Annotated in this window: 17 protein-coding genes and 1 pseudogene; 11 read left to right on the top strand and 7 right to left on the bottom strand. The window is 63.6% G+C overall.

Annotation, left to right across the window (positions count from 1 at the left end; translation table 11 throughout):
* Window positions 1–179 precede the first annotated feature (179 nt).
* Window positions 180–1,451 (top strand): IS256 family transposase, encoded by a 1,272-nt coding sequence (locus P5W99_RS22310; protein WP_421025294.1) that lies wholly within the window; start codon window positions 180–182, stop codon window positions 1,449–1,451.
* A gap of 279 nt (window positions 1,452–1,730) precedes the next feature.
* Here P5W99_RS22310 and P5W99_RS22305 read toward each other — a convergent pair.
* Window positions 1,731–2,953, bottom strand: a protein-coding gene (locus P5W99_RS22305; RefSeq protein WP_434662996.1) for an IS3 family transposase whose coding sequence is annotated in 2 segments (ribosomal slippage) — window positions 1,731–2,674 and window positions 2,674–2,953 — 1,224 coding nt in all. Because the reading frame shifts where the segments join, the coding sequence is not laid out codon by codon here.
* Window positions 2,954–3,080: 127 nt separating this feature from the next.
* Between P5W99_RS22305 and P5W99_RS22300 the strand changes: the two genes are divergently transcribed.
* On the top strand, window positions 3,081–4,103 hold the full coding sequence (locus P5W99_RS22300; RefSeq protein WP_434662994.1) for a hypothetical protein: 1,023 nt from the start codon (window positions 3,081–3,083) through the stop codon (window positions 4,101–4,103).
* Window positions 4,104–4,277: 174 nt separating this feature from the next.
* Here P5W99_RS22300 and zwf read toward each other — a convergent pair whose 3' ends face one another.
* Both zwf and P5W99_RS22290 read right to left on the bottom strand, forming a co-directional pair.
* Window positions 4,278–5,750: a glucose-6-phosphate dehydrogenase gene (gene zwf / locus P5W99_RS22295; protein WP_421025569.1), complete on the bottom strand. Its 1,473-nt coding sequence runs from the start codon at window positions 5,748–5,750 to the stop codon at window positions 4,278–4,280.
* 213 nt (window positions 5,751–5,963) lie between these two features.
* Entirely contained in the window at window positions 5,964–7,289 is a 1,326-nt protein-coding gene (locus tag P5W99_RS22290) for an Nramp family divalent metal transporter (protein ID WP_434662991.1), read from the bottom strand.
* A 318-nt stretch (window positions 7,290–7,607) separates the two neighbouring features.
* Here P5W99_RS22290 and P5W99_RS22285 point away from each other — a divergent pair, with 318 nt between their 5' ends.
* From P5W99_RS22285 to P5W99_RS22275, 3 genes are all read left to right on the top strand, one after another.
* Window positions 7,608–8,633: a YncE family protein gene (locus P5W99_RS22285; RefSeq protein ID WP_434662988.1), complete on the top strand. Its 1,026-nt coding sequence runs from the start codon at window positions 7,608–7,610 to the stop codon at window positions 8,631–8,633.
* A gap of 18 nt (window positions 8,634–8,651) precedes the next feature.
* Complete coding sequence (locus P5W99_RS22280; RefSeq protein ID WP_421025566.1) at window positions 8,652–9,659, top strand: sterol desaturase family protein; 1,008 nt, start codon at window positions 8,652–8,654, stop codon at window positions 9,657–9,659.
* Between the two features lie 138 nt (window positions 9,660–9,797).
* Window positions 9,798–10,925, top strand: a complete 1,128-nt coding sequence (locus P5W99_RS22275) for a 3-deoxy-7-phosphoheptulonate synthase (protein ID WP_421025565.1) — start codon at window positions 9,798–9,800, stop codon at window positions 10,923–10,925.
* Window positions 10,926–11,020: 95 nt separating this feature from the next.
* On the opposite strand, the gene P5W99_RS22270 is transcribed toward P5W99_RS22275, so the two are convergent.
* On the bottom strand, window positions 11,021–11,830 hold the full coding sequence (locus P5W99_RS22270) for a siderophore-interacting protein (RefSeq protein WP_421025564.1): 810 nt from the start codon (window positions 11,828–11,830) through the stop codon (window positions 11,021–11,023).
* Window positions 11,831–11,875: 45 nt separating this feature from the next.
* Window positions 11,876–12,616: a PadR family transcriptional regulator gene (locus tag P5W99_RS22265; RefSeq protein WP_421025563.1), complete on the bottom strand. Its 741-nt coding sequence runs from the start codon at window positions 12,614–12,616 to the stop codon at window positions 11,876–11,878.
* Between the two features lie 127 nt (window positions 12,617–12,743).
* Here P5W99_RS22265 and P5W99_RS22260 point away from each other — a divergent pair.
* Window positions 12,744–12,913: pseudogene (locus P5W99_RS22260) on the top strand (IS110 family transposase); the annotation flags it as partial.
* Window positions 12,914–13,002: 89 nt separating this feature from the next.
* Here the strand turns inward: P5W99_RS22260 and P5W99_RS22255 are convergent.
* Together P5W99_RS22255 and P5W99_RS22250 are read right to left on the bottom strand one after the other, a co-directional pair.
* A complete protein-coding gene (locus tag P5W99_RS22255) occupies window positions 13,003–14,088 on the bottom strand; it encodes an aldose epimerase family protein (protein WP_421025562.1) in 1,086 nt (361 codons plus the stop codon).
* 40 nt (window positions 14,089–14,128) lie between these two features.
* Window positions 14,129–15,367, bottom strand: coding sequence for a XylR family transcriptional regulator (locus tag P5W99_RS22250; protein ID WP_421025561.1), 1,239 nt, complete (start codon window positions 15,365–15,367; stop codon window positions 14,129–14,131).
* Window positions 15,368–15,622: 255 nt separating this feature from the next.
* Between P5W99_RS22250 and xylA the strand changes: the two genes are divergently transcribed.
* From xylA to P5W99_RS22225, 5 genes are all read left to right on the top strand, one after another.
* Window positions 15,623–16,939 (top strand): xylose isomerase, encoded by a 1,317-nt coding sequence (gene xylA, locus P5W99_RS22245; RefSeq protein WP_421025560.1) that lies wholly within the window; start codon window positions 15,623–15,625, stop codon window positions 16,937–16,939.
* 84 nt (window positions 16,940–17,023) lie between these two features.
* Window positions 17,024–18,514, top strand: a complete 1,491-nt coding sequence (xylB, locus tag P5W99_RS22240; RefSeq protein ID WP_421025559.1) for a xylulokinase — start codon at window positions 17,024–17,026, stop codon at window positions 18,512–18,514.
* A gap of 253 nt (window positions 18,515–18,767) precedes the next feature.
* The gene (gene xylF, locus P5W99_RS22235) at window positions 18,768–19,796 is read left to right on the top strand and encodes a D-xylose ABC transporter substrate-binding protein (RefSeq protein ID WP_434662980.1); all 1,029 of its coding nucleotides are present in this window, start codon (window positions 18,768–18,770) and stop codon (window positions 19,794–19,796) included.
* A 136-nt stretch (window positions 19,797–19,932) separates the two neighbouring features.
* Window positions 19,933–21,474 (top strand): D-xylose ABC transporter ATP-binding protein, encoded by a 1,542-nt coding sequence (xylG, locus tag P5W99_RS22230; protein ID WP_434664469.1) that lies wholly within the window; start codon window positions 19,933–19,935, stop codon window positions 21,472–21,474.
* The gene (locus P5W99_RS22225; protein WP_434662978.1) at window positions 21,471–22,670 is read left to right on the top strand and encodes a sugar ABC transporter permease; all 1,200 of its coding nucleotides are present in this window, start codon (window positions 21,471–21,473) and stop codon (window positions 22,668–22,670) included. Before xylG ends, P5W99_RS22225 begins: the two co-directional genes overlap by 4 nt.
* Window positions 22,671–22,894 lie beyond the last annotated feature (224 nt).

Below are 22,894 nucleotides of genomic sequence, written 5' to 3'. Positions count from 1 at the left end.
GTGTAACTGCAATTGCATCAATATCGATGCGTTTTTGCAGGCCTACGAGGCTCAACATACCTCGTTTGAATCGGGTACGCATCCGCTGGATGCTACGTCGAAAGAACATCTGAGAATCCTCATGGACCTATCCGGCATTTTGTGGGTGAGGCATATCATGAGAGGTAAAAGTCATGGATATGCCAATGAAAAAGAAACGTACGGTGGCGTCTCAGGCAGCGGCCCGAGGGCCGCTGCCTGAACTGCCCAAGGCGCTGCTGGACGAGCTGGTCAAGGGGCCGATGACGCCGGCCGAGGTGCAGGACCTGATGCTGGCGTTCAACAAGGCAGTTATCGAGCGGGCAATGGGTGCAGAGATGAACCTGCATCTGGGCTACCCACCGGGCCAGTCCAAACCGGCCGGGCAAGCCAACGAGCGCAACGGCGCCAGTGGCAAGACAGTCATCACCGATCGCGGCCCCGTGCGCGTCGAGGTGCCTCGCGACCGTGACGGCAGCTTCGAACCCATCCTGATCCCCAAACACGAACGCCGCTTCACCGGATTCGACGAGCGCATCATCGCGATGTACGCGCGCGGTATGAGCGTGCGCGAGATTCAGGCCTTTCTGGCCGAAAGCTACGGCACCGAGGTGTCGCCTGATTTCATCAGCTCGGTCACCGACGAGGTGATGGCCGAAACGCTGGCCTGGCAGAACCGTCCGCTCGATGCGATGTACCCGGTGGTGTTCTTCGACGCCCTGCGCGTCAAGATCCGCGACGACGGCGTGGTCAGCAACAAGGCGGTCTATCTGGCACTGGGCATTCAGGCCGATGGCCAGCGCGATGTACTGGGCCTGTGGATCGAGCAGACCGAAGGCGCGAAGTTCTGGCTCAAGGTGTTCAACGAACTGAAGGCCCGTGGCTGCCAGGACATCCTGATTGCGGTGGTTGACGGCCTGAAGGGACTGGCCGACGCAATCGGCACCGCTTACCCCCGCACGGCCGTGCAGACCTGCATCGTGCACCTGATCCGCAACAGCCTGGATTATGCCAGCTACAAGGACCGCAAGGCCCTTGCGGCGGCGCTGCGACCGGTCTACTCCGCCGCCAGCGAGCAGGCCGCGCAGCAGGCGCTGCAGGCGTTTGCTGATGGTCCCTGGGGCCTCAGATACCCGATGATCGTGCAGTCGTGGCAGCGCGCGTGGGAGCACGTCACGCCGTTCTTCGCGTTTCCGCCGGAGATCCGGCGCGTTGTGTACACAACGAACGCCATTGAGAGTCTGAACATGCAGCTACGCAAGATCATCAAGACCCGCGGCCACTTCCCGAACGACGAGGCTGCCATCAAGCTGCTCTGGCTGGCGCTACGCAATGTCCTGGCAAAATCTGTTCGCGCTGCCTTCGATTGGAAGTCGGCCATGAACCAGTTTGCTATCCTGTTTGGTGATCGATTCACGCAGGCGCGCGGGTAACGATTCCTTTAACCGCCTCGCCCACAAAAATGCGGACAGGTTCATCCTCATTCAGGGCATCCTTGATTACTACAAAAAATACCAGAGTGGCAAATGCAACATTCCTTACATTGCCTATACGCTGGCTACCGCTCGACTTGAAACAAAGAAATACCACAAAGACCTGAAGATGTTCATTTACTTCGAACCTACATCTGAGAGCAGCGCAGGGAAAGAGCAGTGTAAAGTGGACCCCGCAGTCAAGACAGCCATAGGCCGAGTTTAAGCTGTGGTCCGATTTCAATTCGCAGCTGCCCAGCGCTGCCCTGTTTTCACTTCTGATTCGTCCTTCCTGCTGCCGTACCGGTCAACGATGATCGCACCGCCTCCGCAGCCGCTGCGATACACCTCGTCGGGTGTCCTGTAGCCCAGCGATTGGTGCGGGCGTTCGCCGTTGTAGAACGCGAAGTATTCCGACAGTCCCACCAGCAGCTCAGCCATGTTCGCGTAGCCCTTTAAATACACGTCCTCGTGCTTCACGCTGCGCCACAGCCGCTCCACAAAGATGTTGTCCAGCGCCCGGCCGCGGCCGTCCATGCTGATCGTCACACCCTCGCGCAGTAGCACGCCCGTGAAGGCCGCGCTCGTGAACTGCGAGCCCTGGTCGCTGTTGAACACGTCGGGCTTGCCGTGCGCGCGAAGCGCGTCCTCCAGACAGTCCACGCAGAACGACGCGTCCATGCTGTTGCTGATGCGCCAGGACAGCACCCGCCGCGAGTACCAGTCGATCACCGCCACCAGATACGCAAAGCCGCGCGCCAGCCGGATATAGGTCACGTCCGTCGACCACACCTGGTCAGGCCGCGTGATGGCCACCCCACGCAGCAGATACGGCCAGACTTTGTGCTTCGGGTGCGCGCGGCTCGTCGCTGGTCCTGGCGCCATGCCTGCCAGTCCCAGTTCACGCATGAGTCGCTTCACACGCTTGCGATTGACCCTGTGCCCGCGAGCGCGCAGGAACACCACCATGCGACGGCTGCCGTAGAACGGTCGGCGCGTGTATTCCTCGTCGATCAGCGCGCGCAGCAGAAGGTCCACTTCATCCTGCTGCGCCGGTGTCGCACCCATGCGCCGATACACCGTCGCACGCGACACGCCAGCCAGTTCGCACTGGCGCGCGAGCGGCAATCCATCATGCCCCAGCTCAATCCACGTCAGGCGTGTCTCACGGCTTACGGCCCCAGCTTTTTTTTAAGCCAGTCTACTTCCATCTTCAATCGCCCAATCTCGCCGTACAACCGGTCTTCCGGGCTCATCACGTCAGTCGGTTGCGGCCCGCGTTTGACCTCGAACAGCGCTTCGGCCCGCTCCAGAATTTCTTTCTTCCACTGGCCGACCAGTACCGGATGTACGCCGTATTCCTGCGCGATTTCCGTGATCGTCTTCACCCCGCGCACCGCTTCAAGTCCTACCTTCGCCTTGAACTCCGCCGGGTGTACTCGGCGCTTTTTATTCTCGCTCATGCTTCTGTTGTCCTCTCGCGGACAGCAGCTTAAATTATTGTCTCAATCCCGGGGTCCACTTTAACGATCAAGCAGAAACGATTGCAGATTTTGCTGTTCGATTCAAAAAAATACTCGAGTCAACGAAATGCTGAGAAGCTTGGTAGTTATATTGATGATGGTCGTCACGTCCGGGTTGGTTTCGGCAGAAACACTTGTCGTTGATATCGGCCATGATGGTCACGCCGATAAGGCGATCGTGTCTCAGCAGGGGCATGCGGGCACGGTGGCGATTTATGAAGACGCGAAGCTGGTGGGGAAATTCGATAATTTGATTGTCGACCAGCCTGCGCTGTCTTCAAACGTGATCACCCTGACGGGTGGTGGCCTGGCCATCGAAATAGATTCAGACGGGTCGCGAAACAAATTTCACATGATTGCGCCTATCAGAAAAGCTGACGGACGTTTTTACGTTGATTGCATATATAAATCCATATATGACTCCGTAGACGAAACGATATCCGTTGGGACTTCCTGCGCAAAGCTGGAGCTGGGCAAGTTGGATGTCTCCTCAGCCATCAACGACAACGGATTAAAGCACTATGGTGCAGATCATGTGTGGCTGAAAGAAATCCCTGCTGCAACTTGCTCGAACGCGGTTGGGTTTGAGTACAGCAACTATCGAATCGCCAGATGTGCTGCAGATGGTGCGTCCGACACGCGGAAGCAAAAGATTGTGGCTTATGACAAGCAGGGCAAGACACTGTTTTCCGTCGCTGGCTATGAACTGATTCCTGGAGCAGATGGCAAGCGCTTCTTGCTGACTGGCGACCTGCAGGCGAAAACAGTAGTGTTTGAAGGAAATTTTGACTGCTTCGCTCAAGATACAATTCCTACTAGTGATATTTCCGGTAAGGCACGGGTGGCTCACAGGCTCAACATCAATTTCACGCTGGGCAGCGTTGGTGGCTGTCTGATCGGCCACTACTCATATGCAGGAAGGGGCGAAGATATTGTTCTCAGGGGATTAAAGCGGGACGGTCTGACCTATTTGCTGGAATTGGGTGCGAACAACGTTTCGACCGGGATGTTTGTGCTTGATAGATCGGACAGCGGCGCCCGCGGCGGATGGATTAGCGTCCCCCCAAGGCGTTATTTTCCCGTCGATTGAGTCCGGACTGCTGCGTCAATTCAGGTCGCGATGGCAAGCACTGTATTTGATCCGAAGGAGGTATATCGTGCCCCAACTCGACATGCCTGAACCGCCTCACACGATTCCATCCTCGAAAAAGCCATAGGATTTCGTTCGCTAATCATCGGCACAGGACACTCTCTCAAAACAAACTCAAGCCTCCTCAGCCCACGACATCCCCTCGCGCGCCAGCAGCGCCGACGAAGCCGCCGGCCCGAAAGTCCCCGCGGTATAAATGCGCGGACGGTCGTTGAGCTCCTTCCAGCCATCGAGAATCGGCTCCACCCAGCTCCAGGCGGCTTCCAGTTCGTCGCGGCGCATGAAGTGCGTGAGGCGCCCGCGAATCACGTCGACGAGCAGGCGCTCATAGGCTTCCGCGCGGCGCTCGGGAATGGCCTGCTGCAAATCCAGATTCAGGCTCACCGGCAGCATGTTCATGCCGCTGCCCGGCTCTTTTGCGAGCATCTGCAACTGGATCGACTCCTCGGGCTGAAGCTGGATCACGAGGCGGTTGCCGTAGTTGCGCGGCCCGCTCGGGAAGATCGAGAAGGGCAGGTCGGCGAATTCGATCACGATCTCCGACTGGCGCTTTTGCATGCGCTTGCCGGTGCGCAGGAAGAACGGCACGTTGGCCCAGCGCCAGTTGTTGATGTGCGCGCGCAGCGCCACGAAGGTTTCCGCCTTGCTGCCCGCCGGCACGTTGTCTTCCTCGAGGTAGCCGATTACCGGCTGGCCGTCCACGGCGCCCGCCGCGTATTGGCCGCGCACCGTGTCGCGCGCAATGTCGGCCACCGACATCGGCCGCAGCGAGCGCAGCACCTTGAGCTTTTCGTCGCGCACGGCGTCCGGGTCGAGCGAGACGGGCGGCTCCATCGCCACGATGCACAGCAGTTGCAGCAGGTGGTTCTGCACCATGTCGCGCAGCGCGCCGGTGTGGTCGTAGAAGCCCGCGCGGCTGCCCACGCCCACCGTTTCCGCCACCGTGATCTGCACGCTGCGGATATAGGGCGCTTGCCACAGCGGCCCGAAGATCGGGTTGCCGAAGCGCAGCACCATCAGGTTCTGCACCGTTTCCTTGCCCAGATAGTGGTCGATCCGGTAGATCTGCGACTCCGCGAAGTGGCGGCCCACCGAGGCATTGATCTCCTGGGCCGAAGCGAGATCGTGGCCGAGCGGTTTCTCCAGCACGACGCGCGAATGCTTGTCGAGCAGATGCGCACTCGAGAGGTTGTCGCAGATCGTCGTGAACAGCTCGGGCGACGTCGAGAGATAGAACACGCGTAGCGCGTGCTTGCGCGAGGCCTCGGCGAGGCGTTCGTAATCGCCGGGTGCGTTCACGTCGATGATCACGTACTGGAACAGATCCAGGTAGCGGCCCCAGGCCTGTTCATCGAAGGCCTTGGCGTCGATGAACGGGCGCGACTGTTCTTCCATGAACGCGCGGTAATCGTCGATGCTCCAGTTCTTGCGGCCCACGGCGATGATGCGCGTGTCGGGCGGCAGGTTGCCGTGCAGGTGCGCCATGTAGAGCGCGGGGAGCAGTTTGCGCGCGGCCAGGTCGCCTCCGCCGCCGAAGATGATCATGTCGACAGGCAGTTCGGGCGCGGCGTGGTGCTGATTCGTCATGGCGGGTCGCTCGGTTGTGGCGCGGTGAAAAAGGCTAATGTTGCATGGTTTCGCGCGAGTTTGCACGTTCGATGCGGACTTTTGCGCAAGCATTGGCAGACCGACCGCGCGGTCGGCGAACGATGGTTCGCGCGCGCACGTGCAATGCCTGCTTGATGCGTTGCTTCACGCGAGGCTTCACATGATGCATTGCGCGTTGCTTCACGCGTTTCGTCACGCGAGCCCCGGCACCTTCATGCCGAAGGTCTGCGCCAGCAGCAGCGCATTGAGCGCGAGCACGGCCGCCGCGCCTAGCACCGCGAGCCACGCGAGCGCCGGGCCGCTGCGCCAGACGCCCATGATGTCGCGCCGGCTCGTGAACCAGACCAGCGCGGCCATCGGAAACGGCAGCGCGAAACTCAGCACCACCTGGCTCGCGACGAGCGCCTCGGTGGCGTTCACGCCGAGGCCCACCACCGCGAAGCTCGGCGCCATCGTCACCACGCGGCGCAGCCACAGCGGAATCTGGAAGCCCACGAAACCCTGCATGATCATCTGGCCCGCGAGGGTGCCCACCACCGAGCTCGACAGACCCGAGGCGATCAGCGAAACGAGAAAAATGCTGGCCGCCGCCATGCCGAAGAGCGGCGCGAGCGTGTGCCAGGCGGTGCCGATTTCGGCGACGTCGGCGTGGCCCAGGTGGAAGGCCGCCGCCGCCATGATGACCATCGCCATGTTGATGAGCCCGGCAAACGACAGCGCGATCGCGACCTCGATGTTCGAGAAGCGCAACAGGCGCGTGCATTGGTGCGCGTTGCGCGGGCGCACGCGCGCCTGGGTGAGCCCGGAGTGCAGAAACAGCGCATGCGGCATGACCGTCGCGCCCACGATGCCCACGGCAATCGTCACGGCCTGCGCGTCGGGCAGGCGTGGCGCGGCCAGATGTCCGAACACGCCGCGCCAGTCGACGGGCGCGATGAACAGCTCCAGCAGATAGCACAGGCCGATCACGCCCACGAGCGCGCCGATCACGAGTTCGAGCGGCCGAAAGCCCGCGCGCTCGAAGAGCAGCAGGCCGTAGGTGAGGAGCGCGGTGACGGCCATGCCTGCGATGAGCGGCAGATGCAGCAGGAGCGCGAGCCCGATCGCGCCGCCGAGGAATTCGGCGAGATCGGTGGCCATGGCGGCGATCTCGCTCACGATCCACATGAGCCAGACGAGCGGCGCGGGCAGGTGCGCGCGGCACAGTTGCGCGAGATTGCAGCCGGTGACGATGCCGAGCTTCGCGGAGAGCGCCTGGAACAGCATGGCGACGAGATTCGCGAGCAGCACGACCCACAGCAGCGCATACCCGTAGCGCGCGCCAGCCTGGATATTGGTCGCGAAGTTGCCCGGGTCCATGTAGGCCACCGAGACGATCACGGCCGGCCCCGCGAGCGGCAGCAGCAGCGCGGCGCCGCGCCGGCGGCCGTCGAGCGCCTCGCGCACCTTGCGCGCCGTGCGATCGGAGAGTCCGCCCTGCGGCTCATGCAGGCTGTCTTCGCGGGTGCGATGGAGCATGAACACCTCGTCGAGAGTAATGAGCCCGTCGTTCAGGGGCCAAAACACCGCCCAAAGCAACGGGCGGCCGATGAAAAGCCCTTAAAAAAAGCCGTTGCGCGGCCCGCGCGCGTCATCGCAAAACCACCCTGGTGCGTTAAGGTAATGTCGTGTGCGCCGGTTTCGCTGCACGCTGGTTTGTGTGGATTCCTGGGTGGATTCGATCGGGATTTCAACTGGCTTTCGCCCGCTTTGCGGCGCGCCAGTATCTATCTCAGCACAAACCGGCGCCGCGCGTGCTTTCACCGGTTTATTCCCGCCGGCTTACTTCCTTACGAAATGCCCCACTTCCCGATTTTTACCTCTACCAGGAACCGCGTTGCAGCGGCGGTGTTCCTTGGCTCGCTCGCCTTCAGCGCACTCGCCCATGCAGGCGGGAACAGCAACGACAAGATCATCGTGCTCGACTCGGGCGAAGCGAAGCTCTCGCTCATCGACCAGAATAGCCGCAGCGTGGTGGGCACCGAGCCCACCGGCAAGGAGCCGCATCACCTGATGATCACGCCCGATGGCCAGTCGCTCATCGTGGCCGATTCGGTCTCGAACGACCTGATGTTCCTCGACCCGCACACCGGCAAGGTGCAGCGCCGCGTGGAGGGCATCGAAGACCCGTATCAGCTCGGCTTCTCGCCCGATCACAAATGGTTCGTCACGGCGGGCCTGCGTCTGGACCGCGTCGACATCTACGGCTACAACGGCCATGACGTCTCGCTCGTGAAGCGCATTCCGCTTGGGAAAACGCCCAGCCACATCAACTTCACCTCGGATAGCCGACTCGCGTTCGTGACGCTGCAGGACACCGGCGAAGTGGCCGCGATCGACCTGGCCACCCAGAGCGTGCTGTGGAAGCTGCCCGTGGGCAAGACGCCCGCCGGCCTGTGGATGACGCCCGGCGACAAGTACCTGCTGGTCGGCATGACGGGCGAGGACGATGTGGCCGTGGTGGACTGGCGCAACCGCACGGTCGTGAAGCGCATCCAGACCGGGCGCGGCGCGCACAACTTCCGCAATCTCGACGACGGCAAGCACGTGGCCGTGTCGAATCGCGTGGAAAGCACCATCAGCATTCTCGACTACACCACGCTCTCCAAGGTCGCCGACATCACGGGCCTGCGTCCCGGCCCCGACGACATGCAACTGTCCGCCGACAAGCGTTACCTGTGGGTCACGTTCCGCTTCGCGCGCCACGTGGGCATCATCGACCTCACGACGAACAAGCTGATCGACACGATTCCCGTGGGCCGCTCGCCGCACGGTATCTACTTCGCGAACAGCGCGCCCGTGTACGCGCCGAACCCGGATTGACGAGCGAGGCCTCCCGAGATGCTTGATACGCTGCTGGCGCAAGCCGACAACCTCGTGTCGACGCTGCAGACGCTCGTGTTCGTGGACGTGGTGCAGCCGCTCTTCTACAAGGTCGGCTTGATGGGCTACGACGAGGACACCTACGACGCGCTCTACTGGGTGATCGTGGGCGTGCTGCAGATCTGCGCGTCGTACCTGCTGCTGCGTCCGCTCGAAGCGCTGCGCCCGGCGGAGGCGTGGGGCGACCGCAAGGCGCTGCGCGCCGACGTCTGGTACACGTGGATCGCCAAGCTCGGCATCCTGAACATCGCGTTCTTCTTCATGCTCACGCCGCTGTTTAATCACTGGCAGAGCCTGATGGCGATCCACAACGTGCCGAACATCGAAGTGGACAGCCTTTGGCCCGGCGTGACCGACAAGCCGTTCGTGTCGTTCCTGATCTACCTGGTCGTGCTCGATTTCGCGGGCTACTGGTATCACCGCGGGCAGCATCGCGTCGGCGTGTGGTGGGAACTGCACGCGGTGCACCACAGCCAGCAGCAGATGTCGCTCTGGTGCGACGATCGCAATCATTTCATCGACGATATCGCGCAGGCCGCGTACTTCGCGGGCATTTCGTTGTTCATTGGCGTGCCGCCCGCGCAGTTCGTCGTGCTCATCGCCGTGAGCAACTTCCTGCAAAGCGTGCAGCACGTGAACGCGCGGCTCGAATTCGGCTGGCTGCTCGAGCGCGTGCTCGTGAGCCCGGCGTTTCATCGGCGTCATCACGCGATTGGCTACGGCCACGAAGGCACGCGCTATGGCTGCAATTTTGGCGTGCTGTTTCCGTGGTGGGACATGATGTTCCGCACCGCCTCGTGGAACAAGGCGCTGGAGCCTACCGGCATCCGCGAGCAGTTGCCCGCGCCGCAAGGGCGTGGTGTGAACTACGGCGAAGGGCTGATCGCCCAGCAGTGGCTCGCGCTCGTGCGCATCGCGCGGCGGCTGGCGGGCAAGGGCTATCCGGTGGGCGGGCAGGCTCATTGACGCCGTGCCGGACCGCCCGGCCCGGCGCTTTCACATCAGGATTCCAGCGCAGGATTCCAGCGGTTCGCGCGGCCAGTGCGATAATCGCGGCTTGCCCTTCGCGCGGCGGCTGCGCCGTGCACCATGCTGGAGAAAATCTTGAGCCGTATCGACAATCCGCAGCACGACCAGGAAGTCGGTTTCGCCGACGCCACCGAAGATTCCACCCGCATCGACGACGTGCGCATCGGCGCGGTGCGTCCGCTCATCTCGCCCGCACTGCTGCTCGACGAACTGCCGGTGCCGCAGGCCACGCAGACGCTCGTGGAAACGAGCCGCGCGCAGATCGGCGAGGTGCTCGCGCAGCGCGACGACCGCGTGGTGGTGGTGGTCGGGCCGTGCTCGATCCACGACCACGACCAGGCCATCGAGTACGCGAAGCTGCTCAAGGCAGAAGCCGACCGGCTCAAGGACGATCTGCTCGTGGTCATGCGCGTGTACTTCGAAAAGCCGCGCACGACCGTGGGCTGGAAGGGCTATATCAACGATCCGCGCCTCGACGGCAGCTTCCGCATCAACGAAGGGCTGCGCGCCGCGCGCCAGCTGCTGCTCGACATCAACGCGCTCGGGCTGCCCACCGGCACCGAATTCCTCGACCTGCTGAGCCCGCAGTACATTGCCGACCTCGTGGCATGGGGCGCGATTGGCGCGCGCACGACGGAAAGCCAAAGCCACCGGCAACTGGCCTCGGGGTTGTCGTGCCCGATCGGCTTCAAGAACGGCACGGATGGCGGCGTGCAGATTGCGGCGGACGCTATCGTCGCGGCGCGCGCGAGCCACGCGTTCATGGGCATGACGAAAATGGGCATGGCCGCGATCTTCGAGACCCGCGGCAACAACGACTGCCACGTGATTCTGCGCGGCGGCAAGAGCGGGCCGAACTACGACGCGGCGTCGGTGGCGGCGTGCGCGGCGGCGCTCGCGAAGGCCGGGCTGCGCGAGCAGGTCATGATCGATTGCTCGCACGCGAATTCGAGCAAGCAGCACCAGCGCCAGATCGAGGTGGCGCGCGATATCGGCGCGCAGCTGGCGGGCGGCGAATCGCGCATCGTGGGCGTGATGATCGAGAGCCATCTGGAAGAGGGGCGTCAAGACCTCGAGCCGGGCGTGCCGCTCAAGCGCGGCGTGTCGATTACCGATGCATGCATTAGCTGGGCGCAGACGCAGCCGGTACTGGAGTCGCTCGCGCAGGCGGTGAGGGCGCGCAGGGAGAAGCGGGCGGGGTGAGCCTGCGAGAGTTTTGTTTCAGCGGGCTTGAATGAGCGACGCGCGGCGGACCGGGAGGTTCGCCGCGCGTTGTCGTTCTGGGCGCCGGCAAGCACTCAATCTTCGATCGCTTCATGCGTCGCCTGCGCCCCGCGCCGCCAGTACGCCGAAGCGCGAATGCGCTTCTTGTCGACCCCGCGTTCGTTGCACAGATGCGCGCGCACGGCGCGAATCTCCGAGGCTTCGCCAGCGGCCCATACATAGCCGTCGCCAGGCGGCAGCCAGACTTCGCTCACGGCGTCGACGAGCGGCTGATCCGATTCGGATTCCTCGCGATAACACCAGACCACATAGAGGTCGGCTTCGGTCGGCAGCGCGATGCGCGCCGCGCGGTTCGCCACCTCCACGACCGCCGCCACCCGCGCGCCGGCAGGCAGTTCGGTCAGGCGGCGCTGAATTGCCGGCAGCGCCGTTTCATCGCCAATCAAAAGATGCCAGTGGTAGCCCGTGGGGATCACCATCGAGCCGCGCGGGCCGCCCACGCCCAGGAACTGGCCGGGCTGCGCCTGTGCCGCCCATGCCGTGGCGGGGCCGGCGTCGTGCAGCGCGAATTCGAGGTCGAGCTCGCCAGCCGCGATATCGAAGCGGCGTGGCGTGTAATCGCGCGCGGCGGGGCGCTCGACGCCTTCGGGAAAGGCGATGCCGTCGGGTCCGAGATGCGGCAGCACGGGCTTCTCCGTGCCCGCGGGCGGGAAAAACACCTTCAGGTGATCGTCGAACGACGCCGACACGAAGTCGCTCAGGTCGCCGGTGAGCGTCACGCGCACCAGCGCGGGTGAAAGCGCTGTGACGCGCGCGACGCGCAGCAGGCGAAACTTCAACGGATGTCGAACGCGGACGACTTCAAGGGGGCTCGGGTTTTGCATCAATGACTCCGATAAGGCGATGGGGTGACGGGCGATGAGCCGGGCTCAAGCGTCGCCGCCTTCCTCGCCGTTTTCGATTTCGCGGGTGGCGCGCGCGAGGATGGCAGCGATGCGGCGCTGCTCGTCGGGCGAGACGTCCGTGCGGCGCAGCAGGGCGCGCTTGAGCGCGCGGCGCGCTTCGATCAGTTCGCGCACCCAGCCGGTGCCTTCAGCGGGATCTTCGCCCGCGAGCGCGCGGCGCATGACTTCCATCTTGCGGCCGAAATGCGTGAGCTTCGCGAGGATCAGGTCGGCGCGGTCGCGATTGGCGTCCAGATGCGCGCGGCCCTCTTTGGATAATTCGTAACGCTTACGATTGCCTTCGAGCGCGACGCTGACGTAACCGAGTTCTTCGAGGTAGGTGAGCGCCGGGTAAACCATGCCGGGGCTCGGGCTGTAGAAGCCGTTCGAGCGCGCGTCGAGCGCCTTGATGAGTTCATAGCCGTGGCTCGGGCGCTCGGCGAGCAGCACGAGCAGCATCAACTGCAAATCTTCGGAGGTGAACTTGCGGGCGCGTCCGAAACCGTCGCCATTTTCTCCGAAGCCGCCGAAACCGCGGCCGAAGCCTTCGCCAAAATCACCGGGGCCGCCGCCGCGATGGCGGCCCATGGCGTGGCGCAGCGCATGCATGGGGTGGCGCATGGCGAAGCGAACGCCGAGGCGATCATCGTCTGCGAAAGGGTCGAAACAGGCGTGGCCGGCGGCGCCTTGGCGCCAAAAATAGCCAATAGCGTGATGGTGGCGCATGAGGCCTCCTTCTCTGAGTATCTTAAAACATGTCTTAAGATATATATCTTAAGAGTGTTTGTCAAAGAAAATTTCGCGGCACGAGTCCGAACCTTCCGCGCGACACGGACGCAACGCACGTAGTTGCCCGAAAATGGGGTTTGCGCCGCCTGAGGATGAGCATCAGCAAACAACCCTATGTTTGCACCGAACCCGACAGCGATTTGTCGAGGAACGGAATGCCGCATATGACAGGGTGCGGGGTTTGCCTGCTGAGCTTGGATGGTGCCGCCACAGAGTCCGGAACGTTTGCGACGAGGCACGGAACTCGCGGGGTCATGTCGTGAACCGTATTCGCGCGCCGATGATCAACGAGGCATTCCTGGTGCCCGCGCCTGCATTCCATTTCAGGCGCGCACGCCCACCCTGTATTGCGTGACCTGGCGGTAGGTGCCGCCAGGGCGCAACACCACTTCATCGCGCTCCGGTGCGCCCATATTGATCTGGTTCGGGAGCGCGCCCGCTTCCAGGCACAGGCCCGCGTGGCGGACGCACGGCGTGCCGTGGCGCCCCGGCTGGCCTTCCAGATAATTCCCCGTATAGCACTGCAGGCCGCGCTGGTCGGTCGCAACCGTGAGCTCGCGTCCGCTGCCTGGCTCGTAGAGGCTCGCCACGGTGCGCATGGCCGGTGCGTGGCCTGCCTGGGCGGCATCGCGCAGAACGTAGCAATGGTCGAAGCCGCCCGCGCGCGCAAGCTGCTCGTGCGGCCAGTCGAGCCGCGCCCCCAGCGGTGCGCCATGGCGGAAGTCGAAGGCGCTGCCGCCGACTTCCGCCACGCGGATGGGGATCAACATGGGATCGACTTCCAGATAAGCGTCGGCATCGATCGTGAGGATGTGGCCGCGAATGTCCGAGCCCGGCTCGCCGCCGAGGTTGAAATAGCCGTGGCTCGTCAAGCTGAGTGGCGTGGGCGCGTCGGTTACGGCTTCGTACTCGATCGTGAGCGTGCCGTCGTCGTCGAGCGTATAGCGCACCTGCACGCTCACATTGCCGGGAAAGCCGCCGTCGCCTTCGGGCGACTCGAGCCGCAACAGCAGGGCGCCGCGCTCGTCCGCGACTTGCCACAGCGCCCGGTGAAAGCCGTTTGCGCCGCCGTGCAATAAATTGCCGTTCTCGTTGCGATCGAGTGCGTAATCGATCCCATCGAGCGTGAAGCGCGCGCCGGCAATGCGGTTGGCCCAGCGGCCCACCAGGCCGCCCATGTAGGTGGTGGCCGCGTGGTACTCCGCCGGAGTGTCGTGCCCTAGCAGGATATCGGCAAGCTGCCCTGCGCGGTCGGGCGCATACCAGCTAACCAGCGTGGCGCCCAGGTCGCTGATCGTCACCTTCATATCCTGCGCATTTCGCAGTGTGTAGAGTCGGCAGGCATCGCCGCCGGGTAGCGCGCCCCACAGTTCGGAGTTCAGTTGGCTCATTGGAAGAGGGCTGTTCATGAGGCGTGAGTCGTGAAAGTCGAATCGGCCGAAAGCCGGATCAGGAAGTTGAAGTGCATGCGGCGCGCGTGGCAGAAGACGCAGGGGGCGACGATGGCTTCACGCTGTCCTGGTATTCGCGCGGCGTGCAGTCCAGTTCGCGCCGGAACACCGCATACATGTACTGGAGCGACGTGAATCCGCAACGGATGGCCACTTCCGCACTCGACGCGTCGTGGCTCGCGAGCATTGCCTTCGCGGCATCGAGCTTGTGCCGCAGGATTTCCTGGTGGACCGTGCAATGCAACTCGCGCCGGAAATATTCTTCCAGCGACGAACGCGAAACGCCTACGTAGTCGGCCACCTGCTCGGTCTTGATACCCTGGCACGCGTACTGGCGGATGAAGTGTCTTGCACGCATGACGTGCGGGCTCGACAGGGGTTTATGTTTCGTCGACTCCAGCACATTGATGCCGACGGGCGGCACCAGAATGCGCCGTCCCGGAAAACGTGCACCGCCCAGCATTTGATGCAGCAGGTGCGCCGCCGTTTTGCCCATTTCCGCCGTGCCCTGGATCACCGAGGAAAGCGGGATGCGCGCGAGCGTGCGTGTGAGCGGGTCGTTATCGATGCCGATGATCGCCACCTGCTCCGGCACGGCAATGCCGTGCATCAGACAGGCTTGCAGCAGATGCCGTGCGCGGGCGTCGGTTACCGCGATCACGCCAACGGGCTTGGGCAACGTATGGAGCCACGCGCTCAACTGCTCGATTGCCTGGTTCCAGGACGGTGCACTCGTGGCGAGGCCGCGATAGATCGGCGCGTCCATCTCTTCGGCATGCGCGAGCGCCTGGAAGGCCCGCTCGCGCTCTTGCGCCCAGCGGTTCTCCAGTGCGGCGGGCAGGCTGTACATGGCGAGATGCGGCAGCCCCGCGCCGATCAGGTGCGTCCAGGCGAGCGAGACCAGCTTTCTGTTGTCGGTGGCGATATAGGGCAGCGCGGTGGGGTACTGGGCCGGGTCTTCGTACGACGAGCCGACCGCCACCACCGGAAGCGGTGAACCCCGCAGCGCTTCGGCGACGGCGGGGTCGTCGAAATCAGCGATGATGCCATCGCCCTCGAAGCGCTCGATGCCCGCGAGCCGGCAGCGGAAATCCTCTTCGAGAAAGAGGTCCCAGGCGACGCGCGTCGAGCGCAGATAGTGGCCAATGCCCGCGATGATCTCGCGGTCGTACACCTTGTTCGCATTGAAGAGCAGCGCGATGCGGTGCGATGTCTGGGAAGCGGTGGCGCGGGTCATGGCATGCCGTACGGGTTCCTTTTAAGCGTCTGGCTATTCTAGGCCGAGTGCGAGCCGCACGCCCGCGCCGGCGAGGGGGCTGGCAGGAAACGTTATCTGCCTCGCGAAATTTCGTAATTGCCGCCCTTCGCCCCCGGCGGGCAGTATGAGGCCACATCGACGGGCGCTTGCCGCTGCGCCGCAACATAACCGCCCTGCATGGGAGCGGAGCGCAAAGCGCTGAAGCGCTCGCTGTGCATCGACCAAGGAGACGACATGTCGTATTTCGAAGCTATTCCGCCGATTCGCTATGAGGGTCCGCAATCGGACAATCCACTTGCTTATCGTCACTACGATCGCACGAAGAAGGTGCTCGGCAAGACGCTGGAGGACCATTTGCGCATTGCCGTGTGCTACTGGCATACGCTGGTGTGGCCGGGCGTCGACATCTTCGGCCAGGGCACCTTTCACCGGCCGTGGCAGCAGCCTGGTGAAGCAATGGAGCGGGCGCGCCAGAAGGCCGATGCTGCGTTCGAGTTCTTCACGAAGCTCCATGTGCCGTTCTACACATTCCACGACACCGACGTCGCGCCCGAGGGCCGTGACCTGAAGGACTACAAGGAGAACTTCGCGCGCATGGTGGATTACCTCGGCGAAAAGCAGCAGGCGAGCGGCATGAAGCTGTTGTGGGGTACGGCCAATCTGTTCTCGCATCCGCGTTACGCGGGCGGCGCGGCCACCAGTCCGAATCCCGAAGTCTTTGCCTATGCAGCGACCCAGGTATGTCATGCGCTTGATGCCACGCAAAAGCTCGGCGGCGAAAACTACGTGCTCTGGGGTGGCCGTGAAGGCTACGACACGCTGTTGAACACCGATCTCGTGCGCGAGCGCGAGCAGTTCGCGCGTTTTCTCGCGATGGTGGTCGAGCACAAGGAGCGCATCGGCTTCAAGGGCACGCTGCTGATCGAGCCGAAGCCGCAGGAGCCCACCAAGCACCAGTACGATTACGACGTCGCAACGGTTCATGGATTCCTGACGCAATACGGACTGCAGAACGAAATTCGCGTCAACATCGAGGCGAATCATGCCACGCTCGCGGGGCATTCGTTCCATCATGAGATTGCGATGGCGCACGCGCTGGGCGTGTTCGGCAGCGTGGACGCCAACCGCGGAGATCCTCAAAACGGCTGGGACACCGATCAGTTTCCGAATAGCGTGGAGGAGCTCACGCTGGCGTTTTACGAGATCTTGCGGCACGGGGGTTTCACCACCGGCGGCATGAACTTCGACGCGAAGGTGCGGCGTCAAAGCGTGGACCCTGAAGACCTGTTTTACGGTCACGTTGGTGCGATAGACGTGCTCGCCCTTGCGCTCGAGCGCGCGGCGGTACTGGTGGAGAACGATCGTCTCCAGCAGTTCAAGCAGCAGCGCTACGCGGGCTGGGACACTGAGTTCGGCCGCAAGATTCTTGCCGGCGGTTATGCGCTTTCGTCGCTGGCCGCGGATGCCGCCGCTCGTGGCCTCAATCCACAGCATGCGAGCGGCCAGCAGGAGCGCCTCGAAAACGTCGTCAACCAGGCGATATACGGCTAACGCTGAGCGCGCAGCAAGACAATGCCGATGCTGCGGGCGCGTAGCAGCGCGCAAGCACCGGCATGCACAAGAAAGGATGGAGACATGTTTATCGGTATCGACCTCGGCACATCGGGTGTCAAGGCGGTGTTGCTCGAGCGCGCCGGCGACGTGATCGCCAGCGCGAGCGCGCCGCTTGCCGTCAGCCGGCCGCAGCCGCGCTGGTCCGAACAGGCGCCGGAGGACTGGTGGCGCGCGGCGCGCACCGCACTGCGCGAGTTGCTCGACGAGGTACGCCGCAACGGCATCGACACCGCGAGCATCGAGGCGCTCGGCCTTACTGGTCAGATGCACGGAGCGACGCTGCTGAACGCGAAGGGCGAGGTGCTGCGCCCCGCGATACTCTGGAACGATGGTCGTTCGGATACCGAATGTATCGAGCTGGAGAGGGCCGTGCCCGAACTCCATGAGGTAGCGGGCAATCTCGCCATGCCGGGCTTCACGGCACCCAAGCTGCTATGGGTGCGCAAGCACGAGCCGGAAATATTCGCGCGCATCGCGCACGTGTTGCTGCCGAAGGATTATCTGCGCTGGCTCCTGACGGGCGTGCTCGCGACCGACCCTTCCGATGCCGCAGGCACGCTCTGGCTCGACGTTGCGAAGCGCGACTATAGCGAGGCGCTGCTTTCGGCCTGTGGTCTCACGCGCTCACACATGCCCGAGGTTTTCGAGGGCAATGAAGTCACTGGCACGTTGCGCGCTGAACTCGCACGCGAGTTCGGACTGCGTGAGATTCCAGTGGTCGCGGGCGGCGGCGACAACGCGGCGGGCGCGGTGGGTGTAGGTATCGTGCGGCCCGGCGACGCAATGCTTTCGCTGGGCACTTCGGGCGTTTATTTCGCGGTCTCGGATGGATTTCTCGCGAACCCGGATTCCGCGGTCCATAGCTTTTGCCACGCGTTGCCGCGCACATGGCATCTCATGTCGGTGATGCTCAATGCAGCCAGTTGCCTCGATTTCACTGCGCGCCTGACGGGGTACGAGACGGTTTCCGCGCTGCTTGCCGAGGCCGAAGCGCACTCGAATGCCGGGCTCGATCCGCACAGACCGTGGTTTTTGCCGTACCTGAGCGGCGAGCGGACGCCGCACAACAACGTCAACGCGAAGGGTGTGTTCCATGGCATGACGCCGCGGACCACGCGCGCGGATCTCGCCAACGCGACGCTCGAAGGCGTGGGCTTTGCCCTGCTCGACGGCATGGAAGCGCTGCATGCAACGGGCCTCGTGCCCGAAACCATCACGGTGATTGGGGGGGGCTCGCGTAGCGTGTGGTGGACGCAGATGCTCGCCGATATCTGCGGGCGGGCGCTCACGCTGCGAGCGGGAGGGGAAGTCGGTCCGGCGCTTGGGGCCGCGCGCCTTGCGCATCTCGCGCTCGAACCCGGAGCACCGCTCGATGCGGTTTGTCCGCAGCCGCCGGTGCTGGCCGTGAGGGAGCCCGACGCCACGCTGCACGCATGGTATCGCGAGGCGCGCCGACCGACCTTTCACGCGCTCTATCGCGCACTCGCACCCGTATTCGCATCAGGCGCCTGAAAGCACGGCGCTGGCGCAGGACTCCGCGCGGCACATTCTGTGCGTGCGGCGCATCGCTGGACCCGCTGTTGCATGTTGTTTTCGGTTTTTTGCCTGGTATTGCCTGGTATTGCCGCGTCGTTTCCGCACGCGGGGCTCAGCACGAGCCTGGCCGTAAGTCCGCGCGTGCGCTCATATGCTGGTTATTCGATCACGCAACGATGTGCCGGCGGGCCATGCGCTGTCGGCGCACGACATCACGAGGAGTGGAGACATGAAGTTTGCCAAACGTCGTTCGGTTCTGGGGTCGCTGATCTGCGGCGCGGTGCTCGCAAGCCTGACGCTCGCTGCGCCGCTTGCCCATGCAAGCAAGGATCATCCGGAAATCGGCTTCTGCATCGACGACCTGCGCGTGGAGCGCTGGTCGCGCGATCGCGATTACTTTGTTGCCGCTGCCGAAAAACTCGGCGCGAAGGTCTCGGTGCAGTCGGCCGACGCGAGCGAGGAGCGCCAGATCTCGCAGATCGAAAACCTGATCTCGCGCGGCGTGGACGTGATCGTGATCGTACCGTTCAATTCGAAGACGCTCGGCAACGTGGTCGCGGAAGCGAAGAAGGCTGGCATCAAGGTTGTGTCGTACGACCGGTTGATTCTCGATGCCGATGTCGATGCCTATATTTCCTTCGACAACCAGAAGGTGGGGGAGCTGCAGGCGCAGGGCGTCTACAACGTGCAGCCCAAGGGCAATTATTTCCTGATGGGCGGGGCGCCCACCGACAACAACGCCAAAATGCTGCGTGAAGGACAACTGAATGTTCTCAAGCCGGCGATCGATCGCGGCGACATCAAGGTGGTCGGCCAGCAATGGGTGCCGGAGTGGAGTGCCTCGACGGCCCTGCGCATCATGGAAGACGCGCTCACCGCGAACAACAACAAGATCGATGCAGTGGTCGCGTCGAACGACGGCACTGCGGGCGGCGCGATCCAGGCGCTGGCGGCGCAGCATCTCGCGGGCAAGGTGCCGGTCTCGGGCCAGGACGCGGACCTCGCCGCCGTCAAGCGCGTGATCGCGGGCACGCAGACCATGACGGTCTACAAGCCCCTGAAGCTTATCGCGGGCGAGGCGGCGAGGCTTGCCGTCAATCTCGCGAAGGGCCAGAAGCCCGCGTACAACGCGCAATACGACAACGGCAAGAAGAAAGTCGACACGGTGCTGCTGCAACCCACGCTGCTCACGAAGAGCAACGTGGACGTGGTCGTGAAGGACGGCTTCTATACGCAGGCGCAACTGGCCAGCCAGTGAGCCGGCAGGCGTGGCGGCCCGCGTGTCGGGCCGCCACGAGCGGCTGGCGAAAGCGCGCGGCCCATGAAGGCGGGGCACGCGGTTGGAGCGGAAAAGCAATGCTGAAAGGAAAGGTTGAAAGCGTATGACTGAGCCTTTGCTGACGATGCGCGGCATCGTCAAGTCCTTTGCCGGCGTGAAGGCGCTCGACGGCATCGACCTTACGGTGCGGCCCGGCGAGTGCGTTGGGCTGTGCGGCGAGAACGGCGCGGGCAAATCCACGCTGATGAAGGTGCTCTCGGGCGTCCACCCATACGGCACGTGGGGCGGCGAGATCCGCTGGGAAGGCCAGCCGCTCAGGGCGGCTGGCGTGCGCGACACGGAGGACGCGGGCATCGTCATCATTCATCAGGAACTGATGCTGGTGCCCGAGCTCTCGGTGGCAGAGAACATCTTTCTCGGCAACGAGATCACGCTGCCCGGCGGTCGCATGAACTATGCGGCGATGTACAGGCGCGCCGACGAACTGCTGCGCGAGCTCAATATCGATGCCATCAACGTGGCGCAGCCGGTGATGAATTACGGTGGCGGGCACCAGCAGCTCATCGAGATCGCGAAGGCGCTCAACAAGCGCGCGAAGCTGTTGATCCTCGACGAGCCATCTTCCTCGCTCACGGCAGCCGAGACGAAGATTCTGCTCGACATCGTGCGCGATCTGAAGCGGCGCGGCGTGGCTTGCGTCTACATCTCGCACAAGCTCGACGAAGTGGAGGCGGTGTGCGACACCGTCACCGTGATCCGCGACGGCAAGCACGTGGCGACGGAGCAGATGGCCTCGCTCACGACCGATCGCGTCATTGCGATGATGGTGGGCCGCGAGATCAAGAACCTTTTTCCGCGCGAGCCGCACGAGATCGGCGAGGTCGTCTTCGAAGCGCGCAACGTCACCTGCCATGACACGACGAATCCGCGCCGCAAACGCGTGGACGACGTTTCGTTCACGGTGCGGCGCGGCGAGATACTCGGTGTCGCGGGGCTTGTGGGCGCGGGCCGCACGGAAATCATGCAGGCGATCTTCGGCGCGTATCCGGGTGCCAGCTCGGCAACGCTACTGCTCGAAGGCAAACCTCTCAAGATCCGCTCGCCGCTCGATGCGATACGCGCTGGCATTGCCATGGTGCCCGAGGACCGCAAGCGCCACGGCATCGTGCCGCAACTGGGCGTGGGGCACAACATCACGCTCGCGGTGCTGGAGCGTTTCACGCGGCATGGCCGCATCGACGCCGCGGCGGAGCTCGGCACCATCCGCAACGAGATGGAGCGCCTTTCGGTGCGCGCGGCGAATCCCATGCTTTCGATCGCGAGCCTCTCGGGCGGCAACCAGCAGAAGGCAGTCCTCACGAAAATGCTGCTCACCGACCCGAAGGTGCTGATTCTCGACGAGCCGACACGCGGCGTGGACGTCGGCGCCAAATACGAAATCTACAAGCTCGTGTTCCAGCTCGCGAAGCGTGGCGTGGCGATCGTGATGGTGTCGTCCGAGTTGCCGGAGGTGCTCGGCATTAGCGACCGCGTGCTCGTGATCGGCGAGGGCGAGGTGCGCGGCGACTTCGTCAACGACGCCCTGACCCAGGAACACATTCTCGGCGCGGCGATCCAGAGCGCGCGCGCCCAATCCAGCGAAGCGAGTGCTGCATGACCCCCGATATCACGACTCAAGGTGCGCGCGAAGACCAGTTGCCCGGCGGCAGCGGCGTCGCGCTGCGTTTTCAGCAACTGTTCGCGCGCTACAAGATTCTTGCATTGCTGCTCGCCGTGGCCGCGATATGGGTGTTCTTCTCGATGCTCACGCACGGTGCGTTCGTCACGCCACGCAACGTTTCGAACCTGCTGCGCCAGATGTCGATCACCGGCATGCTTGCGTGCGGCATGGTATTCGTGATCATTGCCGGCGAGATCGACCTTTCGGTGGGCTCGCTGCTTGGCCTGCTGGGCGGCGTGGCGGCCATTCTCGACGTGAACCGCCATTGGCCCATCGGCGTGAGCGTGCCGGTTGTGCTCGTGCTGGGCGTGCTCGTGGGACTCTTCAACGGCTGGTGGTCCACCTACCGGCGCGTGCCTTCGTTCATCGTCGGGCTGGGCGGCATGCTCGCGTTTCGGGGCGTGCTGCTCGGTATCACGGGGGGCTCGACAATTGCGCCCGTGTCCGATTCGTTCGTGTTCATTGGGCAAGGCTATCTGCCGCGCCTTGCCGGCGACACGCTCGCGCTCGCGCTGTTCGTGCTGCTGGCGGTGCTGACGGTGCGCCAGCGCGCGAACCGGCGCCGCTATGGCTTGAGCGTGGTGCCGCTGTGGCAGGACGGCATGAAGATCGTCGGTGCCGGCGCGATCGTGCTGGCGTTCGTCGTGATGCTGGACAGCTACGGCGGAATTCCCGTGCCGGTGCTCCTGCTGCTCGCGCTGCTCGGCGTCTTCACGTGGGTCGCCACGCAAACCGTGTTTGGCCGCCGCATCTACGCGGTGGGCTCGAATCTCGAAGCCACGCGCCTTTCGGGCGTCAACACCAACCGCGTGAAGCTGGCCATCTTCGCGCTCATGGGCCTCATGTGCGCCGTGGCGGGCATCGTGAACACGGCGCGGCTGGCGGCGGGGTCCCCTTCGGCGGGCACCATGGGCGAGCTCGATGCGATTGCGGCGTGCTTCATCGGTGGCACGTCGATGCGAGGCGGCTCGGGCACGGTGTATGGCGCGCTGATTGGCGCGCTCGTGATGGCGAGCCTCGACAACGGCATGTCGATGCTGGACGTCGACGCCTATTGGCAGATGATCGTGAAGGGCGGCATTCTCGTGCTCGCCGTGTGGGTGGATGTGGTGTCGGGGTCGAACCGTCGCTGATTTTTGCCTGACGCCGCGCGGGTAGGAGGCCATCGGGCGCGGCGGCGCATTGGGAGCACACGCCAGCGTTGTCGCGCCTGAGTTGTTGCGACAGGCAATACTGGGTCCCTATTTAATGCGAGGCGGGGTGATTTCGATGTGACCCGTTTTGTAGTTGGCTTCATAAGCGTGGAGACCCTGAGTCCGCCAGGGTCTTGAGCGCGGCTCTACAATGGACAGTAAGA

The sequence above is a fragment of the Paraburkholderia sp. A3BS-1L genome (assembly GCF_051125215.1).
Lineage (GTDB): Bacteria > Pseudomonadota > Gammaproteobacteria > Burkholderiales > Burkholderiaceae > Paraburkholderia.
The sequence above is the reverse complement of the archived record's forward strand: the minus strand, read 5'-3'. Positions and strand labels throughout refer to the sequence as shown.

Bases quoted from the DNA above. Each gene is read 5' to 3' on its own strand.
- xylA (WP_421025560.1), top strand. From the start codon at position 15,623: ATGTCGTATTTCGAAGCTATTCCGCCGATTCGCTATGAGGGTCCGCAA.
- P5W99_RS22310 (WP_421025294.1), top strand. From the start codon at position 180: ATGCCAATGAAAAAGAAACGTACGGTGGCGTCTCAGGCAGCGGCCCGA.
- P5W99_RS22290 (WP_434662991.1), bottom strand. From the start codon at position 7,289: ATGCTCCATCGCACCCGCGAAGACAGCCTGCATGAGCCGCAGGGCGGA.
- P5W99_RS22265 (WP_421025563.1), bottom strand. From the start codon at position 12,616: ATGCGCCACCATCACGCTATTGGCTATTTTTGGCGCCAAGGCGCCGCC.
- P5W99_RS22225 (WP_434662978.1), top strand. From the start codon at position 21,471: ATGACCCCCGATATCACGACTCAAGGTGCGCGCGAAGACCAGTTGCCC.
- xylF (WP_434662980.1), top strand. From the start codon at position 18,768: ATGAAGTTTGCCAAACGTCGTTCGGTTCTGGGGTCGCTGATCTGCGGC.
- P5W99_RS22270 (WP_421025564.1), bottom strand. From the start codon at position 11,830: ATGCAAAACCCGAGCCCCCTTGAAGTCGTCCGCGTTCGACATCCGTTG.
- P5W99_RS22285 (WP_434662988.1), top strand. From the start codon at position 7,608: ATGCCCCACTTCCCGATTTTTACCTCTACCAGGAACCGCGTTGCAGCG.
- xylB (WP_421025559.1), top strand. From the start codon at position 17,024: ATGTTTATCGGTATCGACCTCGGCACATCGGGTGTCAAGGCGGTGTTG.
- P5W99_RS22280 (WP_421025566.1), top strand. From the start codon at position 8,652: ATGCTTGATACGCTGCTGGCGCAAGCCGACAACCTCGTGTCGACGCTG.
- zwf (WP_421025569.1), bottom strand. From the start codon at position 5,750: ATGACGAATCAGCACCACGCCGCGCCCGAACTGCCTGTCGACATGATC.
- P5W99_RS22255 (WP_421025562.1), bottom strand. From the start codon at position 14,088: ATGAACAGCCCTCTTCCAATGAGCCAACTGAACTCCGAACTGTGGGGC.
- P5W99_RS22250 (WP_421025561.1), bottom strand. From the start codon at position 15,367: ATGACCCGCGCCACCGCTTCCCAGACATCGCACCGCATCGCGCTGCTC.
- P5W99_RS22300 (WP_434662994.1), top strand. From the start codon at position 3,081: ATGCTGAGAAGCTTGGTAGTTATATTGATGATGGTCGTCACGTCCGGG.